At 65.1% G+C, this 22,020-nt stretch carries 26 protein-coding genes and 1 pseudogene; 2 read left to right on the top strand and 25 right to left on the bottom strand.

Going from position 1 to position 22,020, the window contains the following annotated elements:
* Window positions 1-46: 46 nt before the first annotated feature.
* From ypfJ to scpA, 7 genes are all read right to left on the bottom strand, one after another.
* Window positions 47-928, bottom strand: a complete 882-nt coding sequence (gene ypfJ, locus ACTIFF_RS14430; protein ID WP_439537457.1) for a KPN_02809 family neutral zinc metallopeptidase — start codon at window positions 926-928, stop codon at window positions 47-49.
* A 44-nt stretch (window positions 929-972) separates the two neighbouring features.
* Window positions 973-3,864 (bottom strand): CHASE domain-containing protein, encoded by a 2,892-nt coding sequence (locus tag ACTIFF_RS14425; RefSeq protein WP_439537456.1) that lies wholly within the window; start codon window positions 3,862-3,864, stop codon window positions 973-975.
* Window positions 3,861-4,244, bottom strand: coding sequence for a response regulator transcription factor (locus ACTIFF_RS14420; RefSeq protein WP_439537455.1), 384 nt, complete (start codon window positions 4,242-4,244; stop codon window positions 3,861-3,863). The genes ACTIFF_RS14425 and ACTIFF_RS14420 overlap by 4 nt, the downstream gene beginning before the upstream one ends.
* Before the next feature lie 178 nt (window positions 4,245-4,422).
* Complete coding sequence (locus ACTIFF_RS14415) at window positions 4,423-6,414, bottom strand: acetyl-CoA carboxylase biotin carboxylase subunit (RefSeq protein WP_439537454.1); 1,992 nt, start codon at window positions 6,412-6,414, stop codon at window positions 4,423-4,425.
* Window positions 6,415-6,712: 298 nt separating this feature from the next.
* Complete coding sequence (locus tag ACTIFF_RS14410; protein ID WP_439537453.1) at window positions 6,713-8,245, bottom strand: acyl-CoA carboxylase subunit beta; 1,533 nt, start codon at window positions 8,243-8,245, stop codon at window positions 6,713-6,715.
* Window positions 8,246-8,264: 19 nt separating this feature from the next.
* Window positions 8,265-9,239 (bottom strand): methylmalonyl Co-A mutase-associated GTPase MeaB, encoded by a 975-nt coding sequence (meaB, locus tag ACTIFF_RS14405; RefSeq protein ID WP_439537452.1) that lies wholly within the window; start codon window positions 9,237-9,239, stop codon window positions 8,265-8,267.
* Between the two features lie 157 nt (window positions 9,240-9,396).
* Window positions 9,397-11,550 carry a methylmalonyl-CoA mutase gene (gene scpA / locus ACTIFF_RS14400; RefSeq protein WP_439537451.1) on the bottom strand — a complete coding sequence of 718 codons (2,154 nt, stop codon included), beginning with the start codon at window positions 11,548-11,550 and terminating at the stop codon, window positions 9,397-9,399.
* 149 nt (window positions 11,551-11,699) lie between these two features.
* Between scpA and ACTIFF_RS14395 the strand changes: the two genes are divergently transcribed.
* Window positions 11,700-12,365 (top strand): GntR family transcriptional regulator, encoded by a 666-nt coding sequence (locus ACTIFF_RS14395; protein ID WP_439537450.1) that lies wholly within the window; start codon window positions 11,700-11,702, stop codon window positions 12,363-12,365.
* 15 nt (window positions 12,366-12,380) lie between these two features.
* Here ACTIFF_RS14395 and ACTIFF_RS14390 read toward each other — a convergent pair whose 3' ends face one another.
* A complete protein-coding gene (locus ACTIFF_RS14390) occupies window positions 12,381-12,824 on the bottom strand; it encodes a hypothetical protein (protein WP_439537449.1) in 444 nt (147 codons plus the stop codon).
* A gap of 479 nt (window positions 12,825-13,303) precedes the next feature.
* Between ACTIFF_RS14390 and ACTIFF_RS14385 the strand changes: the two genes are divergently transcribed.
* Entirely contained in the window at window positions 13,304-13,957 is a 654-nt protein-coding gene (locus ACTIFF_RS14385; protein WP_439537448.1) for a carbonic anhydrase, read from the top strand.
* Window positions 13,958-14,045: 88 nt separating this feature from the next.
* Here ACTIFF_RS14385 and ACTIFF_RS14380 read toward each other — a convergent pair whose 3' ends face one another.
* The 17 genes and pseudogenes from ACTIFF_RS14380 to ACTIFF_RS14300 all read right to left on the bottom strand — a co-directional run.
* On the bottom strand, window positions 14,046-14,483 hold the full coding sequence (locus tag ACTIFF_RS14380) for a hypothetical protein (RefSeq protein ID WP_439537447.1): 438 nt from the start codon (window positions 14,481-14,483) through the stop codon (window positions 14,046-14,048).
* An 83-nt stretch (window positions 14,484-14,566) separates the two neighbouring features.
* Window positions 14,567-15,142: a hypothetical protein gene (locus ACTIFF_RS14375; protein WP_439537446.1), complete on the bottom strand. Its 576-nt coding sequence runs from the start codon at window positions 15,140-15,142 to the stop codon at window positions 14,567-14,569.
* A 9-nt stretch (window positions 15,143-15,151) separates the two neighbouring features.
* Window positions 15,152-15,412, bottom strand: coding sequence for a hypothetical protein (locus ACTIFF_RS14370; protein ID WP_439537445.1), 261 nt, complete (start codon window positions 15,410-15,412; stop codon window positions 15,152-15,154).
* A gap of 40 nt (window positions 15,413-15,452) precedes the next feature.
* Window positions 15,453-15,779 (bottom strand): hypothetical protein, encoded by a 327-nt coding sequence (locus ACTIFF_RS14365; protein WP_439537444.1) that lies wholly within the window; start codon window positions 15,777-15,779, stop codon window positions 15,453-15,455.
* 110 nt (window positions 15,780-15,889) lie between these two features.
* Complete coding sequence (locus tag ACTIFF_RS14360) at window positions 15,890-16,285, bottom strand: hypothetical protein (protein ID WP_439537443.1); 396 nt, start codon at window positions 16,283-16,285, stop codon at window positions 15,890-15,892.
* 13 nt (window positions 16,286-16,298) lie between these two features.
* Window positions 16,299-16,829, bottom strand: coding sequence for a hypothetical protein (locus ACTIFF_RS14355; RefSeq protein WP_439537442.1), 531 nt, complete (start codon window positions 16,827-16,829; stop codon window positions 16,299-16,301).
* A 158-nt stretch (window positions 16,830-16,987) separates the two neighbouring features.
* Window positions 16,988-17,287, bottom strand: coding sequence for a ferritin-like domain-containing protein (locus ACTIFF_RS14350; RefSeq protein WP_306478474.1), 300 nt, complete (start codon window positions 17,285-17,287; stop codon window positions 16,988-16,990).
* A gap of 188 nt (window positions 17,288-17,475) precedes the next feature.
* A complete protein-coding gene (locus ACTIFF_RS14345; protein ID WP_439537441.1) occupies window positions 17,476-18,009 on the bottom strand; it encodes a flavin reductase family protein in 534 nt (177 codons plus the stop codon).
* A gap of 40 nt (window positions 18,010-18,049) precedes the next feature.
* Window positions 18,050-18,409 (bottom strand): VOC family protein, encoded by a 360-nt coding sequence (locus ACTIFF_RS14340; protein WP_439537440.1) that lies wholly within the window; start codon window positions 18,407-18,409, stop codon window positions 18,050-18,052.
* Between the two features lie 19 nt (window positions 18,410-18,428).
* A complete protein-coding gene (locus tag ACTIFF_RS14335; protein ID WP_439537439.1) occupies window positions 18,429-18,761 on the bottom strand; it encodes an antibiotic biosynthesis monooxygenase family protein in 333 nt (110 codons plus the stop codon).
* Window positions 18,762-18,847: 86 nt separating this feature from the next.
* Entirely contained in the window at window positions 18,848-19,195 is a 348-nt protein-coding gene (locus ACTIFF_RS14330) for an energy transducer TonB (protein ID WP_439537438.1), read from the bottom strand.
* A gap of 93 nt (window positions 19,196-19,288) precedes the next feature.
* Window positions 19,289-19,678, bottom strand: a complete 390-nt coding sequence (locus ACTIFF_RS14325; RefSeq protein ID WP_439537437.1) for a DUF2784 domain-containing protein — start codon at window positions 19,676-19,678, stop codon at window positions 19,289-19,291.
* Between the two features lie 7 nt (window positions 19,679-19,685).
* Window positions 19,686-20,135, bottom strand: a complete 450-nt coding sequence (locus ACTIFF_RS14320; protein ID WP_439537436.1) for a DUF302 domain-containing protein — start codon at window positions 20,133-20,135, stop codon at window positions 19,686-19,688.
* Between the two features lie 76 nt (window positions 20,136-20,211).
* A pseudogene (locus tag ACTIFF_RS14315) lies at window positions 20,212-20,313 on the bottom strand (hypothetical protein); the annotation flags it as partial.
* Between the two features lie 306 nt (window positions 20,314-20,619).
* On the bottom strand, window positions 20,620-21,090 hold the full coding sequence (locus ACTIFF_RS14310) for an AAC(3)-I family aminoglycoside N-acetyltransferase (protein ID WP_439537543.1): 471 nt from the start codon (window positions 21,088-21,090) through the stop codon (window positions 20,620-20,622).
* Window positions 21,091-21,258: 168 nt separating this feature from the next.
* Complete coding sequence (locus ACTIFF_RS14305; RefSeq protein ID WP_439537435.1) at window positions 21,259-21,648, bottom strand: VOC family protein; 390 nt, start codon at window positions 21,646-21,648, stop codon at window positions 21,259-21,261.
* Window positions 21,649-21,857: 209 nt separating this feature from the next.
* Window positions 21,858-22,020, bottom strand: a 163-nt coding sequence (locus ACTIFF_RS14300; RefSeq protein WP_439537542.1) for a transposase, incomplete at its 5' end; no start/stop codon positions are given.

The raw sequence follows: 22,020 nt of genomic DNA, 5'->3' as shown, positions 1-22,020 counted from the left end.
GCACGCGGTGCCTCCCTTGCGTCTTGCATCTTGAATCTTGAATCTGCTAAAGCGTGCGCGCGCCGAAGCTGTCGCAGGCCTTCATTTCGCCGCTGTCCAGTCCGCGCTTGAACCAGCGCACGCGCTGTTCGGCGCTGCCGTGGGTGAAGCTTTCCGGCACCACATAGCCCTGCGCCTGTTTCTGCAGCGTGTCGTCGCCAATGGCGGACGCAGCGCGCAGCGCCTCTTCGATGTCACCCTGTTCGAGAATGCCGCGCGAGCGGTTGGCGTGGTGCGCCCAGATGCCGGCGAAGCAGTCCGCCTGCAGTTCCATCCGCACCTGTAGTTGATTGGCGTCGCGCTCGCTGACGCGCTGCTTCGAGGCCTGCACCTTTTCGGCGATGCCCAGCTGATGCTGCACGTGATGGCCGATTTCGTGCGCGATCACGTAGGCCTGCGCAAAATCGCCCGGCGCGGCGAAGCGCGCCTGCAGGTCGCGGTAGAAATCGAGATCAAGATAGACGCGCTCGTCGCCCGGGCAGTAGAACGGCCCCATCGCGGCCTGTCCGGTGCCGCAGGCGGTCTGCGTACCACCCGTGTAGAGCACCAGTTTCGGTTCTCGGTACTGCTTGCCGCCGGCGCGGAACAGTTCGTTCCACGTGTCTTCGGTATCGGCCAGCACCTGTGCGGTGAAACGCGCCAGCGCGTCGTCTTCCGCCCGCCCGGTGGACTGCACCCCTGGGGCCACCGGCGCCTGCTGCGAAGTCTGCGGCACGCCGGCACCCATATTGAGCACCACCGACGGATCGACACCGAAATACATCGCCACCAGCGCCAGCACGATGGTGCCGACACCGATCTTGCGACCGCCGCCGCCCAGCATGCCGCCGCCACGCGCACCCCGGCGGTCCTCGATGTTGTCGCTTTCCCGCCCGTCGCCCAGTCGCATGTCGATCTCCGATGAATGCGCGGATCATGGCAGAACTTCGACGATCAGGTGGTCGCCGTATCCATCACCGGCAGCCACAGTGTCACCGTCGTGCCGACCCCTGGTGCGCTGTCGATCTCGATCTCGCCGCCGTGCAGGTCCATGATTTCCTTCACCAGCGACATGCCCAGACCGGTCCCCGGAATATTGCCCGACGGATCGGCGCGATAGAAGCGCTCGAAGATGCGCGACAGCTGGTCCGGCGTCATGCCGATGCCGCGGTCGATCACGCACATGCCGGCCATCAGCCGCGAATTGCGCAGGGCTTCGCAGACCGTCACCACCACTTCGCCGCCGCCCGGCGAATACTTGAAGGCGTTGGTGATGACGTTGCCGAGCGCGCGCACCATCTTCGCGTGATCGACCCGGATGCGCGGCACCGCCTGCGGCATGTCCAGCCGCACGGTATGGCTGTCGTCCGGCATGGTCAGCGCTTCCAGCGTGGCGCTGATGATGCCCTTCACCGACAGGTCTTCGAAGCGGAAATCCTGCCCGGCCCGTGCCTCGATGCGCGCCAGGTCGAGCAGATCGTTGATCAGATTGACCAGCACGCGAGACTGGCGGTGAATGATGGTATGCATGCGCCGGCGCGCCGGCTCGTCGTACTCGCGGTTGATCAGCAGTTCGGCAAAGCCGAGGATCGACGCCAGCGGCGTACGGAGTTCGTGCGCCGCAGTGCTGAGGAACTCGCTCTTCATGCGGTCGACCTCGAACTGCTGCGTGATGTCGCGGAAGTACAGCACCGTCTCGGAGCGGCCTTCCGGCGCCACACGCGCGCTGCGTTCGAGCACGCGCGGTTCGGGCAGGCGAAGCCACAGGCGCTGCGGTTCGGTGGTCGACTGATCGAGCACCAGTCCCGGCCACGGCTTGTCCGGGTCGGCCAGCCGGGCCAGCCTGCCGTCGAACACGGCGGCGCTGAGGCCCACCAGTTCGGCCTGCGTCAGTTCGGTCATGCGCAGGAACGCCGGGTTCACATTGGTCAGCGTGCCAGCCTCGTCGAAGGTGACGAAGCCGTCCGGCGACAGCGCGAACACCGTGTGCAGCCGATTCGTGCGGCGGATCAGCTTGCGTTCGAACTCGATGCGCTCGGTCACGTCGCCGAACACGTCGACGTAGTGCGTGACCCGGCCTTCGTTGTCGCGCACCGGAGACGATGACAGCGCCACCCAGATCGACCGGCCGTCTGCACGCCTCACGTCGAGCGTGGTGCTGTAGGGCTTCTGGTGTGCGATCGCCCAGCGCATTTCATCGAGCACGTGCTCCGGGTTCTGCTCCCCCGACGCCAGCGTGAAGGTGCGGCCGATCACTTCGTCGGCCGCCCGGTCGGTCAGCCGTTCGAATGCCGCATTCACATACACCACGGGGTACCCGCCACGCTGAACGTCGCGGATGATCACCGCCTCGCTCGACGATTCGAGCGCGCGATCATGCAGGCGCATGCGTGTCTGCGCTTCCACCTGTTCGGAAATGTCACGCATCAGCAGCGAATACACCGGTCGCCCGTGCAGGTTGAAGCGGCTGGCCGACACGGTGACCGGAAAACGACGCGAGCGGCGCACGCCCTGCACATCCTGCCGGAAGCGCCAGCGCAGCCCGATGGGGTGCGTGTCCGCCTGACCGGCAAACCATGCGGCATCGAACATCGGCAGCAGGCGCGCCAGCGGCAGGCCGATCGCCGCATCAATGCCGATCTCGAACATTTCGGCAGCGGAACGATTGACCGTCAGCACCATGCCGGATTCGTCGGTGGTGACGATGCCGTCGGCGGCGGTATCGAGCAGTGTGACGAGGCGCGATTCGCTGATGGTCAGCGCCTGTGTCATGGCGTGCGCGCTGCGATTGGCACGCGCCGTCGCGGCCAGCAGGCGCAGCAGGTAAAACAGCAGCGCGCTCAGGCCGGCGCCCATCAACGGAACCAGCCAGAGCACGAGGTGGTCGGCGCTGAAGGCGGCAGGCGCGCGCAGGCTCACCGTCCAGGCATGTCCCGCCAGTTCGATCTCGCGCACCGCTTCGAGCGACGAAACCGGCTTGCCGTCGGCGCTGCTGTAAAGCACCGTGCCGGGCGATGCGCCCCAGCCGTCGTGGATCGTCACGACCACCTTGTCGGCGAAACCGAGCAGGATGTCGCCAAGCAGATCGTGCGCGCGGAACGGGCTGTAGGTATAGCCGAGGAGTGCGCGGCCCCGTTCGGCCGGCGTATCGGCCGGCTCGTCGCGTACATACAGCGGGTAGTACAGCAGGAAGCCCGGCTGTGCCGGTCCCTTGCCCTCCTGCACCAGCGTCACCCGCCCGGACAGCGCCACGTTGCCGGTATCGCGCGCGCGCCGCATCGCTGCGGCCCGCACCGGCTCGGAATACATGTCGTAGCCGATGGCCCTGAAGTTGCGTTCGTTCAGCGGTTCGAGAAACACGACGCTGTGGTACTCGTCGCGCACGTGCTTCGGCCAGACCGCATAGGTCGGCATGTCATTGAGCCGGATCGTCTCTTCATGGGCGGCCAGTTGTGCCGCCGGAATGCGCAGCGACAGGCCCACCCCGAGCACGCCCGGAAAGTTCCGCTCCAGCCCCAGCTGGTTCACATAGTTGTACCAGTCGGCGCGCGTCACCTCGTCGCTGGCCTGCATCAGGCCGGCCGCGGCGCGCAGGATGTTCTCGTGCGCCGCCATGCGCAGGCTGATCTGGGCGACCACCTTGTCGACCTCGTTGTCGAAGCGCTGTGCCGTGGCCTGGGCCAGCCTGTCCCAGAGCAGGAAGGTGATGACCAGCGTGACCAGCATGCCGAGTGCCAGCGCCGGCCAGGCGATCATGGACGGATCGCGCATTGCACGCGCGAAGGGCGGCGCGTCACCGCCGGATGCACCGGACGGTTCGGCCCACACCGGGTCGCGCAGGTTCATCTCGCGTCAGACGGATTCAACAGCCCGGCAATGCGGTCCAGCAGTTCCATCGGACTGAAGGGCTTGGTCAGATAGGCATTTGCACCGGCTTCGAAGCCGATCTCGATATCGCGCTGCTGGCTGCGTGCGGTCAGCAGGATGACCGGAATCGCCTGCAGCGCCGGGGTTTGACGCAGTCGGCGGCACAACTCGAGACCGTCCATCGAGCCCGGCATCATCACGTCGAGCAGAATCAGGTCGGGCGGGCTTTGCTGCATCAGCGTCCAGCCGGCATCCGCATCCGGCGCCTCGGCCAGATCGAAATCACCGAACTCGAGGGTCATGCGGATCAACTGGCGGATCTCGGGCTGGTCTTCCACCAGCATGATGCGTGCGCGCATGTCAGCGCGCTCCGCCGCAACGCGAACGGTCGGTTGCCACCCGCGGCCGGGCGGGGCTGAAGTGTCGGAAGTTCATGGGTCCGGGGTGTCGTTACGCCAGAAATGGGAAGCAGCAAAGCTTAACGACACCCGCAGCGGCGGACTTGAGCCATGGCAGCGGCACGGCCGCCGCCATGGCTCAACCGGCAGCGAATTCCAGGATGATCTGGTCCACCGCCAGGCTTTCGCCCTGCTGTGCCGATACCTTGCCGATCACGCCGTCGCGCTCGGCGCGCAGGATGTTCTCCATCTTCATCGCTTCGATCACCGCCAGCCGCTCGCCAGCCTTGACCGCCTGGCCAGGCTTCACCGCGACTTCGCGCAGCAGGCCCGGCATCGGCGACAGCAGGAAGCGCGACAGGTCGGGGGCCGACTTGACCGGCATGCGCTTGAGCAGCTCGGCCGCGCGCGGGCTCATCACTTCGGCATCGACACGCGCACCGCGGTGCTGCAGCCGGTAGCGCAGGCCGATGCGTTCGACCTGCAGCGTGAACGGGCGGCCGTCGATCTCGCCGCGATACACCGGATCGGACACGCGCCAGTTGCTCACCATGCGGTGGCGCACGCCGTCGATCAGCACCGCGTGATGGTCGCCGTCGTTCTCGATGTGCACCCGGTGTTCGACGTCGCGCAGGCGCACCACCGCATCCGGGCTGATGCGGAACTCATGTCCCGGCAGCTGGCCGACGATGCGCGATGCGCGTTCGATGTAACGCTGGTGCACCGTGGCCGCCACGGCCACGAGCAGGGCCTCGTCCTCGTACGCAGCGGTCGCCGGGTCGTACCCCTGCGGATATTCTTCGGCGATGAAGGCGGTCGTGAAGTTGCCGGCAGAGAAGCGCGGATGACCGAGCACCGCCGACACGAAGGCGATGTTGTGGTTCGGGCCGCGGATGCAGAAGGCGTCGAGCGCGTCGCGCAGCTGCGCGATCGCTTCGGCACGGGTGGCGCCGTAGCAGATCTGCTTGGCGATCATGGAATCGTAGTGCATCGACACTTCGCCGCCCTCGAACACGCCGGTATCGACGCGCACACGGTCGCTGGCGACCGGCGGACGGTAGCGGATCAGGCGCCCGACCGACGGCAGGAAACCGCGCGCCGGATCCTCGGCACAGATGCGCGCTTCCATCGCCCAGCCTTCGAGCTTCACGTCGGCCTGCGTGAAGGCGAGCTTTTCGCCGGCCGCCACGCGGATCATCTGTTCGACCAGGTCCAGCCCGGTGATCAGTTCGGTCACCGGGTGCTCGACCTGCAGCCGGGTGTTCATTTCGAGAAAGTAGAAGGACTTGTCGCGGCCGACGACGAACTCGACCGTGCCGGCCGACTGGTACTGCACCGCCTTGGCCAGCCGCACCGCCTGCTCGCCCATCGCGCGCCGGGTGTCCGGATCGATGAACGGTGACGGTGCCTCTTCGATCACCTTCTGGTGCCGCCGCTGGATCGAGCACTCGCGCTCGTTCAGATACACCACGTTGCCGTGGCTGTCGCCCAGCACCTGGATTTCGATGTGGCGCGGCTCTTCGACGAATTTCTCGATGAACACGCGATCGTCGTTGAAGGCGTTCTTCGCCTCATTGACGCAGGAGGCAAAACCTTCATGCGCCTCGGCATCGTTGAACGCCACCCGCAAACCCTTGCCGCCGCCGCCGGCACTGGCCTTGATCATGACCGGATAGCCGATGCCGCGCGCGATCTCGACCGCGCGCTCTGGGCTTTCGATCGGATCGTTCCAGCCCGGAATCGTCGTCACGCCGGCTTCCTTGGCCAGCTTCTTCGACGCGATCTTGTCGCCCATGGCGCCGATGGCGTGCGCCTTCGGCCCGATGAACACGATGCCCTCGCGCTCCAGCGCGGCACAGAACGCTTCGTTCTCCGACAGGAAGCCGTAGCCCGGATGCACCGCCTCGGCACCCGTCGCCTTGCAGGCGGCGATGATCTTGTCGATCACCAGATAGGACTCGCGCGCCGCGGCCGGGCCGATGCACACGGCTTCGTCAGCCAGCTCGACATGCAGCGCGCTGCGGTCGGCTTCGGAATACACCGCCACCGTGGCGATGCCCATGCGGCGCGCCGTGCGGATGACGCGGCACGCAATCTCGCCGCGGTTTGCGATCAGTATCTTCTTAAACACGGTTTGTCTCCGCGGCGAGATCGCGTGCACACGCTGTGCGTGTGCTGCGAGTAGTGGGGATCGCAGCGCGACCGCGCTGCGCGTCGCCGCGGTTTGCGATCAGGATCTTGTTGAACATATCAGTGCTCCACAAATGGAAGTCGGCACAAAGTTGGGCAACGGGTAATCCGCCGTGGCGTCGGAGCAGCATCCTGGGGAGCGGCCCTGTGGGAGCGGCGGCCCCGCCGCGATCAGTGCCGCGACCATCGTTGTGCAGCGTGCGTATCGCGGCGAGGCCGCCGCTCCCACAGGGCGTCGATCACAGCGGAATGTTCCCGTGCTTGCGCCACGGGTTTTCCAGCTGCTTGTCGCGCAGCATGGCCAGCGAGCGGCAGATGCGCTTGCGCGTTTCGCTCGGCATGATCACGTCGTCGATGAAGCCGCGCTTGCCGGCGATGAAGGGGTTGGCGAACTTCTCGCGATATTCCGCTTCACGCGCCGTGATGCGTTCCGGGTCGTTCTTCTCTTCGCGGAAGATGATTTCCACCGCACCCTTCGGTCCCATCACCGCGATCTCCGCACTCGGCCAGGCGAAGTTCACGTCGCCGCGCAGGTGCTTCGAACTCATCACGTCGTAGGCGCCGCCATAGGCCTTGCGGGTGATCAGGGTCACCTTGGGCACAGTCGCCTCGGCGTAGGCGTACAACAGCTTGGCGCCGTGCTTGATGATGCCGCCGTACTCCTGTGCGGTGCCGGGCATGAAGCCGGGCACGTCCACCAGCGTGATCACCGGAATGCTGAAGGCGTCGCAGAAGCGCACGAAGCGCGCCGCCTTGATCGAGCTCTTGATGTCCAGGCAGCCGGCCAGCACCAGCGGCTGATTGGCGACGATGCCCACCGTGCTGCCTTCCATGCGGGCGAAGCCGACGATGATGTTCTTCGCGTTGTCGGGCTGGATTTCGAAGAAGTCGCCGTCGTCGACCATCTTCAGGATCAGCTCCTTCATGTCGTACGGCTGGTTCGCATTCGCCGGCACCAGCGTGTTCAGGCTGCCGTCGGGCCGGTCGGCCGGATCGCTGCTCGGGCGCACCGGCGCCTTTTCGCGGTTCGACAGCGGCAGATAGTTGAACAGCCGGCGCGTATACATCAGCGCATCGACGTCGTTCTCGAACGCCAGATCGGCCACGCCGGACTTGGTGGTGTGGGTCGTCGCGCCGCCCAGGTCCTCGGCCGTCACTTCTTCGTGCGTCACGGTCTTCACGACTTCCGGACCGGTGACGAACATGTAGGACGAATCGCGCACCATGAAGATGAAGTCGGTCATCGCCGGCGAATACACGGCGCCGCCGGCGCACGGCCCCATGATCAGCGAAATCTGCGGGATCACGCCGGACGCCATCACGTTGCGCTGGAACACTTCGGCATAGCCGCCGAGCGACGCCACGCCTTCCTGGATGCGCGCGCCGCCGGAGTCGTTCAGCCCGATGACCGGCGCACCGACCTTCATCGCCTGGTCCATCACCTTGCAGATCTTCTCGGCGTGCGATTCCGACAGCGAGCCGCCGAACACGGTGAAGTCCTGCGAAAACACGAACACGAGGCGGCCATTGATGGTGCCGTAGCCGGTCACCACGCCATCGCCCGGCACCGATTCGTCGGCCATGCCGAAGTCGGTGCAGCGGTGTTCCTTGAACATGTCCCACTCTTCGAAGCTGCCTTCGTCGAGCAGCAGTTCCAGCCGCTCGCGTGCGGTCAGCTTGCCGCGCTTGTGCTGCGCGTCGATCCGGCGCTGTCCGCCGCCCAGTCTGGCTTGCTCGCGCTTTTCGTCGAGCTTGAGGATGATGTCCTGCATCGTCGTTCTCTCCCTGAAATCAGTCCATGGCCTGCAGCAGGCGCAGTGCGGCCGCCGATGCAGGCAGGGTACCCGCCGCCACTGCGGCGCGGATGTCCGGCAACGCGGCGCGTACCGCCGCGTGGTGTTCGAAACGGCTGCGCAGACCCTGATCGACCAGGGTCCACATCCAGTCCAGCGCCTGCCGGCTGCGCCGGGCCGTCCACGCGCTGCTGGCCTGCATGGTGTCGCGGTAGCGCAGGATGTCGGCCCAGAAGGCGTCCAGCCCGGCATGCTGCAGCGCCGACACCTTCAGCACCGGCACCGCCCACCCGCTTGGTGCGGCACGCAACATGTGCAGCGCACCGCGCATCTGCTGCATCGCCCGCTCGGCCGCGGTTTCGTCGATGTCGCACTTGTTGTAGACGACGATGTCCGCAAGCTCAACGATGCCCTTCTTGATCGCCTGCAGATCGTCGCCGGCATTCGGCAGCTGCAGCAGCACGAACACGTCGGTCATGCCGGCGACCGCGGTTTCCGACTGGCCGACGCCCACTGTTTCGACGATGACGATGTCGAAGCCGGCCGCCTCGCACACCAGCATCGCCTCGCGCGTGCGCGCGGCCACGCCGCCCAGACTGCCGGACGACGGCGACGGACGGATGAAGGCTTCGCTGCGCAGTGACAGATGTTCCATGCGCGTCTTGTCGCCTAGGATGGAGCCGCCGGTCAGCGACGACGACGGATCGATCGCCAGCACCGCGACCCTGTGGCCCTTGCCGATCAGCGCCAGCCCGAGTGCTTCGATGAAGGTCGACTTGCCGACGCCCGGCACGCCCGAAATGCCGACCCGGATCGACCGGCCCGTGTGCGGCAGCAGCGCGCGCAGCACTTCACCGGCGCGCTGCTGATGGTCCTCGCGCGTCGATTCGATCAGCGTGATGGTCTTCGCCAGCGCCCGGCGGTTGCCGGCTCGCACGCCGTCGATCAGGGACGCGTCGGAGGGCGGGGTCATGGCGACGATCCCGCCCTGCTCACCGGTGGTGCGCGGTCGACGATTCGATCGCCTGCGGGGCAGGCTCCTACACAAAGCGGCGCGGCTTTGCCCTTCGTAGGAGCCTGCCCCGCAGGCGACGGCACATCGATACTTGCCACAAGACCCGTCCGGCTCATCACGCCAGCTTCGCCCGGATCGCGTCCAGCGTGTCCTTCGCCGCCTTCGGGATCGGCGTGCCCGGGCCGAACACGCAGGCCACGCCGTGGCCGAACAGTTCGTCGTAGTCCTGCGCCGGAATGACACCGCCGACCACCACGACGATGTCGTCCGCGCCTTCGGCGCGCAGCGCCTTGATGAGCTGCGGCACCAGCGTCTTGTGACCGGCCGCCAGCGTCGACACGCCGACCGCATGCACGTCGTTCTCGATCGCCTGGCGCGCCGCTTCTTCCGGCGTCTGGAACAGCGGCGCGATGTCCACGTCGAAACCGAGGTCGGCGAAGGCGGTGGCGATCACCTTGGCGCCGCGGTCATGGCCGTCCTGGCCGAGCTTGGCGATCAGGATGCGCGGCCGGCGGCCCTGCTCTTCGGCGAACTGGCTCACGTCGTCCTTCATCACGCTCCACCCCTCGTCGTCTTCCACGATGGACTGATACACGCCGCTGACCGCCTGCGTGCTGGCGCGGTGACGACCCCAGATCTTTTCCAGCGCGTCCGACACCTCGCCCACGGTGGCCCGCACGCGCATCGCATTGACCGACAGTTCCAGCAGATTGCCCTGTCCGGATTCCGCCGCGGCGGTCAGCGCCGCCAGCGCGGCATCGACTGCTGCGCTGTCGCGACGGGCGCGAATCTGCTTCAGCTGCGCCACCTGCGATTCGCGCACGGCGACGTTGTCGATCACGCGCACATCCAGCTTGTCTTCGTCCTTCAACCGGTACTTGTTGACGCCGACGATCACGTCGCGCCCGGAGTCGATGCGCGCCTGCTTTTCGGTGGCGCACTTCTCGACCTGCAGCTTGGCCCAGCCGGACTCGACCGCCTTGGTCATGCCGCCCATCTGCTCCACCTCCTGGATGATCGCCCATGCGTGGTCGGCCATGTCCTGCGTCAGCTTTTCCATCAGGTAGCTGCCGGCCCAAGGGTCGATCACATTCGTGATGTGGCTCTCTTCCTGGACGATGAGCTGGGTGTTGCGCGCGATGCGCGCCGAGAATTCGGTCGGCAGCGCGATCGCTTCGTCGAAGCTGTTGGTGTGCAGCGACTGCGTGCCGCCGAACACCGCCGCCATCGCTTCGATGGTGGTGCGCACGACATTGTTGTACGGGTCCTGTTCGGTCAGCGACCAGCCGGAGGTCTGGCAATGCGTGCGCAGCATCTTCGACTTGGCGCTCTTTGCGCCGAAGCCGTCCATGATGCGGCTCCACAGCAGTCGCGCCGCGCGCAGCTTGGCCACTTCCAGATAGAAGTTCATGCCGATGGCGAAGAAGAAGCTGAGCCGCCCGGCGAAATCGTCCACATCCATGCCGCGCGCCATCGCGGTGCGCACGTATTCCATGCCGTCGGCCAGCGTCAGCGCCAGTTCCAGGCCCTGGGTCGCGCCGGCTTCCTGCATGTGATAGCCGGAAATCGAGATCGAATTGAAGCGCGGCATGTTGCGCGCCGTGTATTCGATGATGTCCGCCACGATGCGCATGGAGGGCTGGGGCGGATAGATGTAGGTGTTGCGCACCATGAACTCTTTCAGGATGTCGTTCTGGATCGTTCCTGAAAGTTGCGCCTGCGGCACGCCCTGTTCCTCGCCGGCGACGATGAAGCCGGCGAGCACCGGCAGCACGGCGCCATTCATCGTCATCGATACGCTCACCTTGTCGAGCGGAATGCCGTCGAACAGGCGCTTCATGTCTTCCACGCTGTCGATCGCCACGCCGGCCTTGCCGACGTCACCCTCGACGCGCGGATTGTCCGAGTCGTAGCCGCGGTGGGTCGCCAGATCGAACGCGACCGACACGCCCTGCGCGCCGGCGGCCAGCGCCTTGCGGTAGAAATCGTTCGATTCTTCGGCGGTCGAGAAACCGGCGTACTGGCGGATGGTCCAGGGCCGGGCGGCGTACATCGTGGCCTGCGGGCCGCGCACATAGGGCGCGAAGCCGGGCAGCGTGTCGGTGTGCGGCAGGCCGTCGATGTCGGCGCGCGTGTACAGCGGCTTGACCGTCAGGCCTTCCGGCGTATGCCAGTCAAGCTTCGCCGGATCGCCGCCGGGGGCCGATTTCGCGGCCGCCTTGAGCCATGCGGCGTATTCGGGGTGAGCGCTGCCTGTCGTGTCGGCCATGCTGGATTCCTTCGGTATTTCGGAGAGGCGCGCACGCGGCAAGCCGGATCCGGCTTGACAGTCACGCGCAAGGCGGAGAATACTTTATCCATAATTATGAATGCAAGTAAGTGCTGCAGTGCGTTAACTGCAGCCACGACAGCCCGGCCATGAACAGCGAAACCCTGAACCGCAGCGCCGACAGCATCGCCCCGCGCGCCCTCTATATAGAAGTGGCCGACCGCCTGCGCCGGTTGATCCAGAGTCACGCCATGGCGCCCGGCGAATGGATAGACGAGCAGGCGCTGGCCACCCAGTACGGCATTTCACGCACGCCGCTGCGCGAGGCGCTCAAGGTGCTGGCGACCGAGGGGATGGTGGTGCTCAAGCCGCGCCGCGGCTGCTATGTCGCCCAGATCAGCGGCGGTGACCTCGAAGAGATCTATCCGATCATGGCGCTGCTCGAAGGCGAATGCGCCGCGGGCGCGGCCCGCCGGGCCTCGGCGGCCGATCTGGAAGAACTGGCTGCGCTGCATCAGGCGCTGGAAGACAGTGCCGCGGCGCGCGACATCGACCGCTTCTTCGACGCCAACCAGCGTTTCCATCTGCTGATCCACCACATCGCCGGCAACCGGCGCATGGCGCAGATGATCGACGAGCTGCGCGCCGTGCTGAAGCTGCAGCGCCACGACTCGCTCTATCTCGAAGGCCGTCTGGTGGCCTCGCTCGAAGAGCACCGCATGCTGATGGCTGCACTGCGCGCGCACGACGCCGAAGCGGCGCGCGCGACCATGCAGCTGCACATCGAAAGCAGCCGCCGGGCGCTCGGCGGCTGAGACTTCAGCGCCCGATCACTTCTTTGCCGTGGTCGGTGCGCAGCTGCTCGAGCGGTTGCGGTAGGCGGTCACCCCGTCATCGACCGAACGCAGCACCATGCGCTCTGCCTCCATCGACACCACATGGTCGCTGAGCGCCTTGCCGCCGTCATACTCGGTGATGATGACGCCGTTCCACACATGCCAGCGTGACTTCAGCAAGGCCGACACGATGCGGCATTCCTTGTCGTCGTACTCACGGTACTCATAGCTCCCGTCGGCGTTGTAGGTTTCGCTGCTGGCGAAGTTCTCGTAGTCGGGACTGTCCGGCGGATTGATCCACGTACCGATCAGCCTGGCCGCCAGGGCCTCGTCGTCCAGCTTCGGCGCGCCCTGTGCCGCGACGGGCTGTGCCGCAAGCGCCCATGCAGTGAGCAGCGCGAACAGCGATTTCTTCAACACAGCGGATTTTTGCAGCACGGCACTTCCTCCGGAACATGTCTTGTGCGCCCGGCCGGGTGGTTCCGGCACGAACGATGGGCAATCTTCAGTGTGGGCGCCTGTTGAACCCGGTTGCGTCCACAGCCTGACTACGCGAAAACGGCCTGCGCGGATGCAGACACCGTCCAGCGCGCGGAGTGCCCGTGGGCCGACGCGTGCGCAGATTGCATTCTCGGGTGGCCTCGCGGGTTTGCCAAGCCTGCAGCGGCTTGATCGAACGTTTACCCATGCGTCAGTTCGTTGCCACACACATCAGTAGTGCTATACGCGACTTTTTCTCTTCCATAAGCGTTTCTTAACCTTATATCAGTAATGCTTATATTAAAATTGCATCGGTTGTCGCCGTGCACACGGCGCCACACCAAGGACCAAAAAACTACAGGAGACAAAAAATGTGCAAGGTATGTGACCAGAAGAATGAGGCCAGACGGGGATTCTTGAAGTTTGCTGCCGCGAGCATGGCGACCGGACTGGGGCTGTCAATGCCGCAGGCATTTGCAGCTTCCGGCCCGACCACGTCGCTGACGGCTGACGAAGCGCTGGCCAAGCTCAAGGCCGGCAACCGGAAGTATCTCGACGAGCCGCAGGTGTGTGCCGCCGAACTCCAATCCCAGCGCGCCCTGGTCGCCAAGGGTCAGGCGCCGTGGGCCACCATCGTGTCCTGCGCCGACAGCCGCGTACCGCCCGAACTGCTGTTCGGCGGCGTCGGCGTCGGCGAGCTGTTCGTGGCGCGCAATGCCGGCAACATGGCCGACACCGCCACCATGGGCACCATCGAGTACGGCTCGGGCGTGCTCGGCGTGCCGCTGATCGTCGTGCTGGGTCATCAGCGCTGCGGCGCCGTCGCCGCAGCGTGCGAAGTGGTCGAGAAGAAGACGCTGTTCCCGGGCTCGATCGGTCCGATGGTCGATGCCATTGTTCCTGCAGCCCTGGCCGTGGCGGGCAAGCCGGGCAGCTTCCTCGACAACGCGATTCACGAAAGCGCGGTGCGCACCGCGCGCAAGATCGCCACCGAAAGCCCGATCATTGCCGAGCTGGTGAAGAAGGGCAAAGTGAAGGTGGTGGCGGGACGCTACGACCTCGAGGACGGCCGGGTCGAGTTCTTCGCCTGATCGCGGGCGACACGGTATCTGTTGAAGCGGTTTGCGAACGGCCGGGCAGTTGCCCGGCCGTTTTCGTTTCAGCCCGGCCGCGACTGACTCAATGCGCGTAGTCATACAGCGGCTTGCCCTTGTCGACGATATGCACGGTGAACAACTTGAGCGGCACGTCGCCGATGACGGTGAAGCCGGCATGCCTCACCTCGCGCAGATTCATCGCCGCCGCACCGGTCTGCAGCGTCATCGCCGGCTTGCCGGGCGCCTGCACGGTCGCGCCCTGAACCACGTAGACCGCCTCGACGCCGTGGTGCAGATGCAGGTCGATGCGATCGCCCGGGCGGTATTCGGCTGTCGAGGCAATCACTTCCATGCCCGGCGCGCCGCTGAGGTCGGTACGCCGATGTTCGACACGCTGCGGCGAGTCGCTCAGCGCCGGCGTCAGCACCTCGGTCAGCGCCTGCGCGACCAGCGTGGTGGTGGCACCGGACACGATCAGTGCGGCACCGGTCAGCCGCGCCTTCAGGGTGGGTCGCTTCATGGGGTGTCCTGCCGTTGCGGATGTCAGCCCGCATGGTCGCCGTCACGGCGACTGGCGGCAAGCCTGGCGCGCCCACGCAGCGCTCATGCGCGTCGCTTCGCCCGCGTGCGGCGCGCACGCGGCGCCCGTCCGAGCGCCTGCATCGCCTCGTGCTGCAGGCGCACCCGCCGCCAGGCGAAGAACGCGGCCAGATAACCAACGATGCCGATGCCCAGCGCGAGCCCGACGCCCCAGCGCGTTGCGCCGGCATTCACGTACGCAATATCGGCCGCCAGCGTGCGCGTCTGCACGCCCCCGGCAACCAGTCCGTACACCGTCTGCGGATCATCCCGGCGGTCAGATCCCGCAGGCATGCGCGGCACGAAGAACGACAGGGCGGTCTGCCGCTCGACCCATGTCTGCGCGCTTTCAAGGATACGGGGCGCGCGGCTTTCGTAGATCGTCGGATCAGTGGCCATGCGGAACCGGACCCACGCGCTCTTGTGGCCGGCATGCCGCTGGGTAATCGCCTCCAGCGCACCAGCGCGTTGTTCGTAGGCCGCCGGATCCGCCGGCAGCGGTACCGGCGGGAATACCAGAAACAGCACCCCCATGGTCGTGACCAGCGTGCACAGCACCAGGTAGTAGATCAGGTCACCGCGCGTCTGGATGCGGAACATGGCGCCGCGTCAGCCGCGCCGACGCCACAGCCGGCGACCCATCAGCGCCAATGCGACCAGCAGGCATCCGACGGCGGGCAGGCCCCACACAAAGGCCGAATCGGTCGCGACAACTTGCGCCTCTGCATCGTAATGGCGGCCCAGTTCATTGAAATCGACACTGAGATAGCGCGCGTACCAGACCCAGAAAAACAGCGCGGACGCGACCAGCGCGAGCACAACCCCGCGCGAGAAAAGCCGTGCCGGCCGCGCCTGCTTCGGGTCCGTCATGGGTACCCGAGACGGCGGATGGAGGCCGACCCCCGCATGGTCAGGGTTCCTGACGGGCGAACCACTGCGCGAGCATGTCGATGAGCCGTGCCACTTCGGCCCGGTCATCCGCGCTGCGGCTTCTCAACATGTGCACCCACGCGCCTTCGCCGTCGGCATCGACGAAACCGGTGGTATCCATGAAGCACTCGAGCTGGTGGATGCCGGTGCGGATGTCATCCGGCAGCTTGGCGCGGTTCATCCGGTGCAGGCCGAGCCGGCATTCGAGGAAGGCACGCCCCAGTGCCTCGTGCTCACCGTCCGGATGCGGCACCATCAGTGCCTGAAGCGCGGAGGAAAACTTTTCGGCTGGGTAACTGTAGCTCATCGACCACTCCCGTTCTTGAACGCCCGATTATCGCTCGCGCGTTCCGCATTCATGGATCGGCACCGGACGAGCGGCGCCATCGGCCGCGCATGATACGGGACGCGGTGGCTTCATGACGGCAATCCGCGCCGGGCGGTTGGCGCACCTGCGCGCCACGCCCATTCGAGACAGGCCAGTCCGCCGACAAGAAGCGCCTCGCCCAGAAGATGACCGAGCCCGAACAGCGACGCTGTACCGGCGTGCCTCACCGCGAGCGTCAGGCACACCACGGCCCAGACCACGTTCGCCACAGCCAGCATTGCGATCAGGGACTGCGGTGGTCGCTCACGCAAGGCCAGCGAACCAGAACCGCTCGCATACAGCAGGTTGACCGCAGCGATGGTCAGCAGCAGATCGCGCGGCAGTGCATACAGGTCGGCAAGCCATCCGGCGCACAGCCAGACCAGTACGCCAGCCAGTGCAGCCGCCATGCAATCGATCCGCAGAAGCGTGCGAAGACGTGTCATCGATCACTTCGGTCTATCGCGCAGCGTCGCCCGGCTGCAACCCCGCGACCAGCGCAGCCTGCATGTCGGCCGGCAAGCGATCGACACCCCTGAGCACGCCAGGGCCGCCGTTTCGCCAGTGAACCGTGAATTGGCGTGGTGGCGCATCGCCCGGAACCGGGAACGTACTCACGTGCAGCAACACCTCGGTGCCGCCTTCAACCAGCGCAGCCGAAGAAAGCAGTTTGACCACCGGGCCGAGTTCGCGAACGCCGATCACAACCACCCGATCGTACCGCCCGACGTCCGCAGCACGCTGCGCGGACACGGCCGTCGGGCCGAGACTCGGCATGCGCCGAAGTGCTGCATGTGCGAAGCAACCGGAGCGACTGAAGAAATCCTTCAGGCCCGTTGCAGCGGCCGCCTCCCGCTTGACGACATCCTTCTGCTCCGCCCGCCATTCGGGCGCCCACAGCACGAGCGCCGTCGCCGATGGTTCGCACACCGGAGCCTGGGGTGACGGCGTGAGTGTGACGGCTGTACTGGCGCATCCGGCGATGAGCACAGTGCAGAGTGGCGCCGACAGGGTTCGGACGCCTCGCATTGGGGCTGCCATGGGTGAGTATCGAGGTTGGATGCAGAGCACATGACGGAAGTGATGCGTCACCGCAGGACCTGCGACTGAATCGCCCGACCCGGAGCCGCGATGCCGACGCCTCCCGCTCAGTGACCGTGTGCGTCGGTGGTGAGGCTCTTGTCGGTGAACAGGTAGTCCTTCAGTTCGTGCGAGAAGCGATCGTCCTTGCGACGGATCCATTCGAGCACCATGGCGGCGTGTTCCTTTTCCTCGTCGCGGTTGTGTTCAAGAATCTTCTTCAGCACGGGGTCCTTGCAGGCGGCGGCGCGCTGGTTGTACCAATCCACGGCTTCAAGCTCTTCCATCAGCGACACGATGGCGCGATGCATGTCGCGTACTTCATCCGACAGTTCTTCGACAGGTTCGTGGTAACCGACGCTGGACATTGGAAACTCCTTCTTCGCTTTGTTTGGGGAAGGTTCATTCTGCCTTGGTAAGGAGACAGGCGGAATGGCGGCGGGTCCGGTCCGGTTCCCGTCGGTGCCTGAGGAAGGCCGGGCGCGACATCGGACGCACGATGAATGACGCGCGAGGTTCGGCATCGGGGCGCGTCGGCCGAACTGCCCGAAGGCATTCACCGCATCCTGGAACGCAGCCTGATGCTCTCGCCGGCGACCATGAACTTGCCGTACCCGCGGTGATGAAGCGTGCGGGGGTCCTTGACCTTCGGGTCAACCCAGGCGGCCACGACTTCCAGCACAAACTGTTCGTACCGCCGAACCCGCCCGGTGTCGACCACCCGGCACTCGAGGCTCGCGTAGCAGTCATCGAGCAGCGGCGCCGCCACCTGTTCCGCGGCACGGCTCGACAGCCCGAAGCGGGCGAACTTGTCGACCTCGGCGCCGCTGCAGTTGCCGCACCCGACCACCTGCTTCGCCAGTTCCACCGTCGGGATGTTCAGCACGCACGTCTTCGATGCCCGAAGCAGCTTCTGCGAGTGATTGCCGGCACTGACGACACAGGCCACCAGCGGAGGCTCGAACCCCAGCAGGGAGTACCACGTCATGGGCATGACATCGCTGGCGTTGCGGTGGGCGGTGGTCAGCAGCAGCAGTGGCCCGGGTTCGAGCAGGCTGTAGACCTTTGACAGAGGGAAGCGCTTTTTCATTCGCGGCTCAGTTGGCATGGTGGTCGCCTGCGAACAATCGTCAGGCCGCAGCCTCTGACCAGACCGCAAACTCGTTGCCGCTGGGCTCGGTGAAGTGAAATCTGCGGCCACCCGGAAACGCAAACACCGGCTTCACGATCCTGCCACCCGCAGCGACCACCTTGGCAAGCGTACGCTCGAGGTCCGCGCTGTAGAAGACGATGAGCGCACTCCCCTGGCGGGTATCTGCCACCAGATCGGACCGGAAGAAGCCCCCGTCGAGGCCCTGGCCGGAGAACGCCGCATAGTCGGCGCCGTAGTCCTCGAACGCCCACCCGAATGCGTCCTGAAAGAACCGCTTCGTCGCACCCACGTCACGCGCCGGGTACTCGACGTAGTTGATCTTCTCGTGTGCCGGCATGGGCGTCTCCTGAGTCCTGCTATTCGACATGAAGGGCGGTGGTCAGGTCAGCCGACGACGCGCCCGGAACGGCCCGATAGTGCGACACCACGGGAAACGGCTCGTAGAAGTGATGCAGCAGCGCCTTCCATTCCTGGTAGCCCGCAGACTGCCGAAAACCCGTTTCGTGATCTTCGAGCGTGTGCCAGACGACGAGCAGCATGTACTCGCCGGGCCGCTCGATGCAACGCTGCAGGTCGTGCGACACATAGCCCGGCATCGACGAAATGATGCGCTGCGCCTGCCGGAACGCCGCTTCGAACGCGTCCTCCTGCCCGGCCTTGATGTGCAGCGGTGCGATTTCAAGAATCATGAACTGGCTCTCCTTCGGCTGCGGACGTCGGCGGCAGCTCGTCGCGCTGTGCAACCACTGTTGCTGCCTTGCAGCATTCAGATGAACTATGGACTTTCGGGGGACGATGATCGAGGTTCCATGCGAAAGACAATGGGTATCAGCACCCATGAATCCACAGGCTTTCCATCTGTCCGTACCGGAGAAAAACACCACTTCCTCATGGTATCCATGGCTGATTGATCCAGATTGCCGTATCCACTCGACGTGTGTACCTCAATGACTTCCGGGTAACCGTAAGAGGTGACGAAAACACGCAAGGTCGTCTTGCCCTGCTGGCCAAGGATTCTTGAGGCTGCCGGATACACGGGTGGCGGATTCTCTCTCGTTCCGCGCACATCGAAGCACGACTGCGGCACCGACGCACAGCTCACAACGAGCACACAGCTGCTCATGGTCGTGACAAGAGTCTTCAAATTGCAGCGCTCCCGAAATGCCCGACGCCAAAGCTGAGCGAAGCATCAGCCGCGGCCCGCCTGGCCATGAGGTCAGTGTCGGCGCGGCGGAAAACGCCACCACGCCGCAAGGACGAGCAGGCCGAAGACCGAGTACGCCACCGTAAACACCCAGAACGGCGCCTCGTAGAATAAAACGCGCTGAACCCAGTGTTCAATGAAGCTCCGGCTGTAGGCCGCACCGCCGGCTTGTTCGCGCAGCCACGATTCCAGCACCGTCAACGGACACAGCCTGCCCAGCATCGACTGGACGACGACGACCCCGATGGCAGCGAGATGAGCGAGACGGAACCACAGGCCATTCACCCAGCGCCATCCTCGCAGATTCCCTGCGACGATCGCAGCGAGCCCGGCGACGACAAACACCACCACGCCGAAATGCAGCAGCAGGACCGCATCCGCGAGCAGTCGGTAGGGCAGCACAGAACGATTACTGTGCCGTTGCCTCGGCCATTGCCGCGAGCGCTTTGCCCAGGTCAGCAGCGACCGGGCAGCCTGCGGCCGCGTGGCGCTTTGCAAGGAAGTCGGGGTCGTTGTAGCTGAGCCAAACCTGATTGCCCGCGTCCTGCCAGACCAGCGCCTTGAGCGGCAGATCAATTCCGACGGTTTGTGCGCACTCCATGAACGGCGTGCCGCCCTGCGGGTTTCCAAAGATGAGAAGCTCCGTCGGACGGAGGGTCTTGCCGACCTTGGTGGCCCCAGCCGCATGGTCGATCCGCGCGAAGACGGTAAGGCCACGCTGCCTGACGACGCCCTCGAGGCGATCCATCGTTTCCTTTGCGCCGTGAACGCTCTTGACAGAAATGAGACCGTCCGCAGCGCTGGACGCTGACGCCACGGCGGTCATCGCCAGGGCCGCCAGGAGTTGCCGTGCATTCATGAAGGTTCCGATGCAGAGGTGGAGGACACGATGCTACCTCCCCAACATGAAATCGAGCGCTTGCTCGCCGGCAGATCACCGGCCTGTACTTCGCGCTCTCGACACCAAAGACCGATCCCGGAAGGCCCTGAAAGGTGCGGATTGCCGCTACCTCAATCTCACCATGTCCGCACTTCATGCACGTGTAGCGCGCCGTCGGAGACCGCGTTTGGAGCGCCCCTTCCAGAAGCATCGCGACCTGGAGGTAGTGCCCCGGATTCACCTTTCTCAGGCGGATATGCTCAGAAAGTTTGCTATGGGTAAGCGCCGGAATCGACTCAGGAGCGGGTACAGGCCAGGACTGATCTGACAGGGTTCGCGCGGTCCAATGTTCGAGGTGAGGGCGCGACGATTGCGCGCCGCTGGAACCCGGCAGGCGAAGAGGTACGGCGTACCGACTGCCGGCCATGGGGCACGCCGCCGGCGCTCCCCCTGACCTGAGCTGTCAGGCCGCACCGCGGTGTGGCGCAATGTCGAAGTGCATCACGTCCTCTCGAGATCCAAGCTTCGTGTACATGGCCACGGCGGGTTCGTCTCCGTAGTCCGCCTGCACAAAGATGACGTAGATGCCGCGCTCGGCGGCCAGGGCCTTGAGGGTGTCGATAAGGGCCGTGGCGACACCCTTTCGTCTGTGCTCCTCGGAAACCGCGAGGTCGTAAATGTAGAACTCGCTGCGTGCCTGCTCGAACTTGGGCAGCACGTAACCGGCGAGGCCTCCGATGACGCTGAACCCTGAGAAGGCCGCGATCGCGACGAAGGTCTCGCTGGACAGCAGGCCATGCAGGTATGGGTCAGTGGGTTGATTCGAGACATACGTGTCCGGGTCGTCGAAAGCGTCCCCGAAGAGCGCCAGGACGGCACGCATCGCTTCGATGTCCATGGCTCCGAGTATGCGAATGGATACGGATTCATTCATTTGCGCGAGCGCCGAAAAGAAGTGTTGTAAGGCCTGACGTCCGGGCTGAAAGGACGACAGCGGCATGGCGTCCGGCCCGTGAGGTGCAAGTTTGCCAGTGGCGCCTCGCGGGCCCGGTGCCATGCCGGTGGCTCTCCGCTTGAGCGAGGGGTTGGGCATCAACGCGACTTACCTCTCCTGCTCGCTCCAAGGCGAACATACATCGACGAGGCACCCTGCTGGATCAAGTACCAGGAACCGACGTTGACCGTAGAACTCGTTGCGCGGCTCCTGGATGATCTGTGCCTTCATGGCCTGTGCCTTCTGGTAGACCTCGTCGACATTCGACACGACAAAGGTCACATACATCCCGCATGGGGCGGTCTGATAGGCAGCGGGAACGAGTTCATGCGTCCGCTTGATGATGCCGAACTCAAGTTCCAGGGGTCGCGGGGAGCCCAACTGGACGTACCAGTCACTGTCGTACTTCACCTCGAACCCCAGAAGCTGAACGTAGAAATCGCGGCACGCGGCGAGATCCTCGGCGCAGATGTTCGTAAGGATTCGGCTGAAGGACATGGCGGCAGGATGAGGCTTGAATGTGATGCTTAACGACGCTGTAGAAAAACCCCATTTCGGGGCAAATTGCTGCGTCCGGACATTGCCGGCTTGAGCTCATTCTTCATCGCATCAATCCGGTTTCACGGGTTTCATCGTCGTCTCCTGACGCCCTGACAGGGCGACTCCTGCCTGACCTGATCGGGCTAGTTCCCCGTCCGCCAGCTTACCTAATTCGCGTAGCCATGGTGCCCGAGCTTTTCGATGTTGTGCACCATGCAATAGAGCTTCCACTGCCCATCGACCTTCGTGCGCCCGCGCAGCGTGAAGCGGTCGAGCCGCTTGTTGTGCCGCAGGTTGCCGAACACCGGTTCGACCGTGGCAAAGCGCGCG

Origin of the sequence: Methyloversatilis sp. (assembly GCF_051861465.1) — a bacterium.
In the GTDB taxonomy this organism is placed as follows: Bacteria; Pseudomonadota; Gammaproteobacteria; order Burkholderiales; family Rhodocyclaceae; genus Methyloversatilis.
The sequence above is the reverse complement of the archived record's forward strand: the minus strand, read 5'-3'. Positions and strand labels throughout refer to the sequence as shown.

What these genes read in the sequence shown, in the direction of transcription:
- ACTIFF_RS14340 (WP_439537440.1), bottom strand. Translation starts at nt 18,409, where the DNA reads ATGCCGGCACACGAGAAGATCAACTACGTCGAGTACCCGGCGCGTGAC.
- ACTIFF_RS14305 (WP_439537435.1), bottom strand. Translation starts at nt 21,648, where the DNA reads ATGTCCTTCAGCCGAATCCTTACGAACATCTGCGCCGAGGATCTCGCC.
- ACTIFF_RS14425 (WP_439537456.1), bottom strand. Translation starts at nt 3,864, where the DNA reads ATGAACCTGCGCGACCCGGTGTGGGCCGAACCGTCCGGTGCATCCGGC.
- ACTIFF_RS14310 (WP_439537543.1), bottom strand. Translation starts at nt 21,090, where the DNA reads ATGAATGAATCCGTATCCATTCGCATACTCGGAGCCATGGACATCGAA.
- ACTIFF_RS14335 (WP_439537439.1), bottom strand. Translation starts at nt 18,761, where the DNA reads ATGATTCTTGAAATCGCACCGCTGCACATCAAGGCCGGGCAGGAGGAC.
- ACTIFF_RS14385 (WP_439537448.1), top strand. Translation starts at nt 13,304, where the DNA reads ATGGCGACCGGACTGGGGCTGTCAATGCCGCAGGCATTTGCAGCTTCC.
- ACTIFF_RS14345 (WP_439537441.1), bottom strand. Translation starts at nt 18,009, where the DNA reads ATGAAAAAGCGCTTCCCTCTGTCAAAGGTCTACAGCCTGCTCGAACCC.
- ypfJ (WP_439537457.1), bottom strand. Translation starts at nt 928, where the DNA reads ATGCGACTGGGCGACGGGCGGGAAAGCGACAACATCGAGGACCGCCGG.
- ACTIFF_RS14380 (WP_439537447.1), bottom strand. Translation starts at nt 14,483, where the DNA reads ATGAAGCGACCCACCCTGAAGGCGCGGCTGACCGGTGCCGCACTGATC.
- ACTIFF_RS14360 (WP_439537443.1), bottom strand. Translation starts at nt 16,285, where the DNA reads ATGACACGTCTTCGCACGCTTCTGCGGATCGATTGCATGGCGGCTGCA.
- ACTIFF_RS14350 (WP_306478474.1), bottom strand. Translation starts at nt 17,287, where the DNA reads ATGTCCAGCGTCGGTTACCACGAACCTGTCGAAGAACTGTCGGATGAA.
- ACTIFF_RS14375 (WP_439537446.1), bottom strand. Translation starts at nt 15,142, where the DNA reads ATGTTCCGCATCCAGACGCGCGGTGACCTGATCTACTACCTGGTGCTG.
- ACTIFF_RS14410 (WP_439537453.1), bottom strand. Translation starts at nt 8,245, where the DNA reads ATGCAGGACATCATCCTCAAGCTCGACGAAAAGCGCGAGCAAGCCAGA.
- ACTIFF_RS14370 (WP_439537445.1), bottom strand. Translation starts at nt 15,412, where the DNA reads ATGACGGACCCGAAGCAGGCGCGGCCGGCACGGCTTTTCTCGCGCGGG.
- ACTIFF_RS14330 (WP_439537438.1), bottom strand. Translation starts at nt 19,195, where the DNA reads ATGAGCAGCTGTGTGCTCGTTGTGAGCTGTGCGTCGGTGCCGCAGTCG.
- scpA (WP_439537451.1), bottom strand. Translation starts at nt 11,550, where the DNA reads ATGGCCGACACGACAGGCAGCGCTCACCCCGAATACGCCGCATGGCTC.
- ACTIFF_RS14420 (WP_439537455.1), bottom strand. Translation starts at nt 4,244, where the DNA reads ATGCGCGCACGCATCATGCTGGTGGAAGACCAGCCCGAGATCCGCCAG.
- ACTIFF_RS14395 (WP_439537450.1), top strand. Translation starts at nt 11,700, where the DNA reads ATGAACAGCGAAACCCTGAACCGCAGCGCCGACAGCATCGCCCCGCGC.
- meaB (WP_439537452.1), bottom strand. Translation starts at nt 9,239, where the DNA reads ATGACCCCGCCCTCCGACGCGTCCCTGATCGACGGCGTGCGAGCCGGC.
- ACTIFF_RS14365 (WP_439537444.1), bottom strand. Translation starts at nt 15,779, where the DNA reads ATGAGCTACAGTTACCCAGCCGAAAAGTTTTCCTCCGCGCTTCAGGCA.
- ACTIFF_RS14320 (WP_439537436.1), bottom strand. Translation starts at nt 20,135, where the DNA reads ATGAATGCACGGCAACTCCTGGCGGCCCTGGCGATGACCGCCGTGGCG.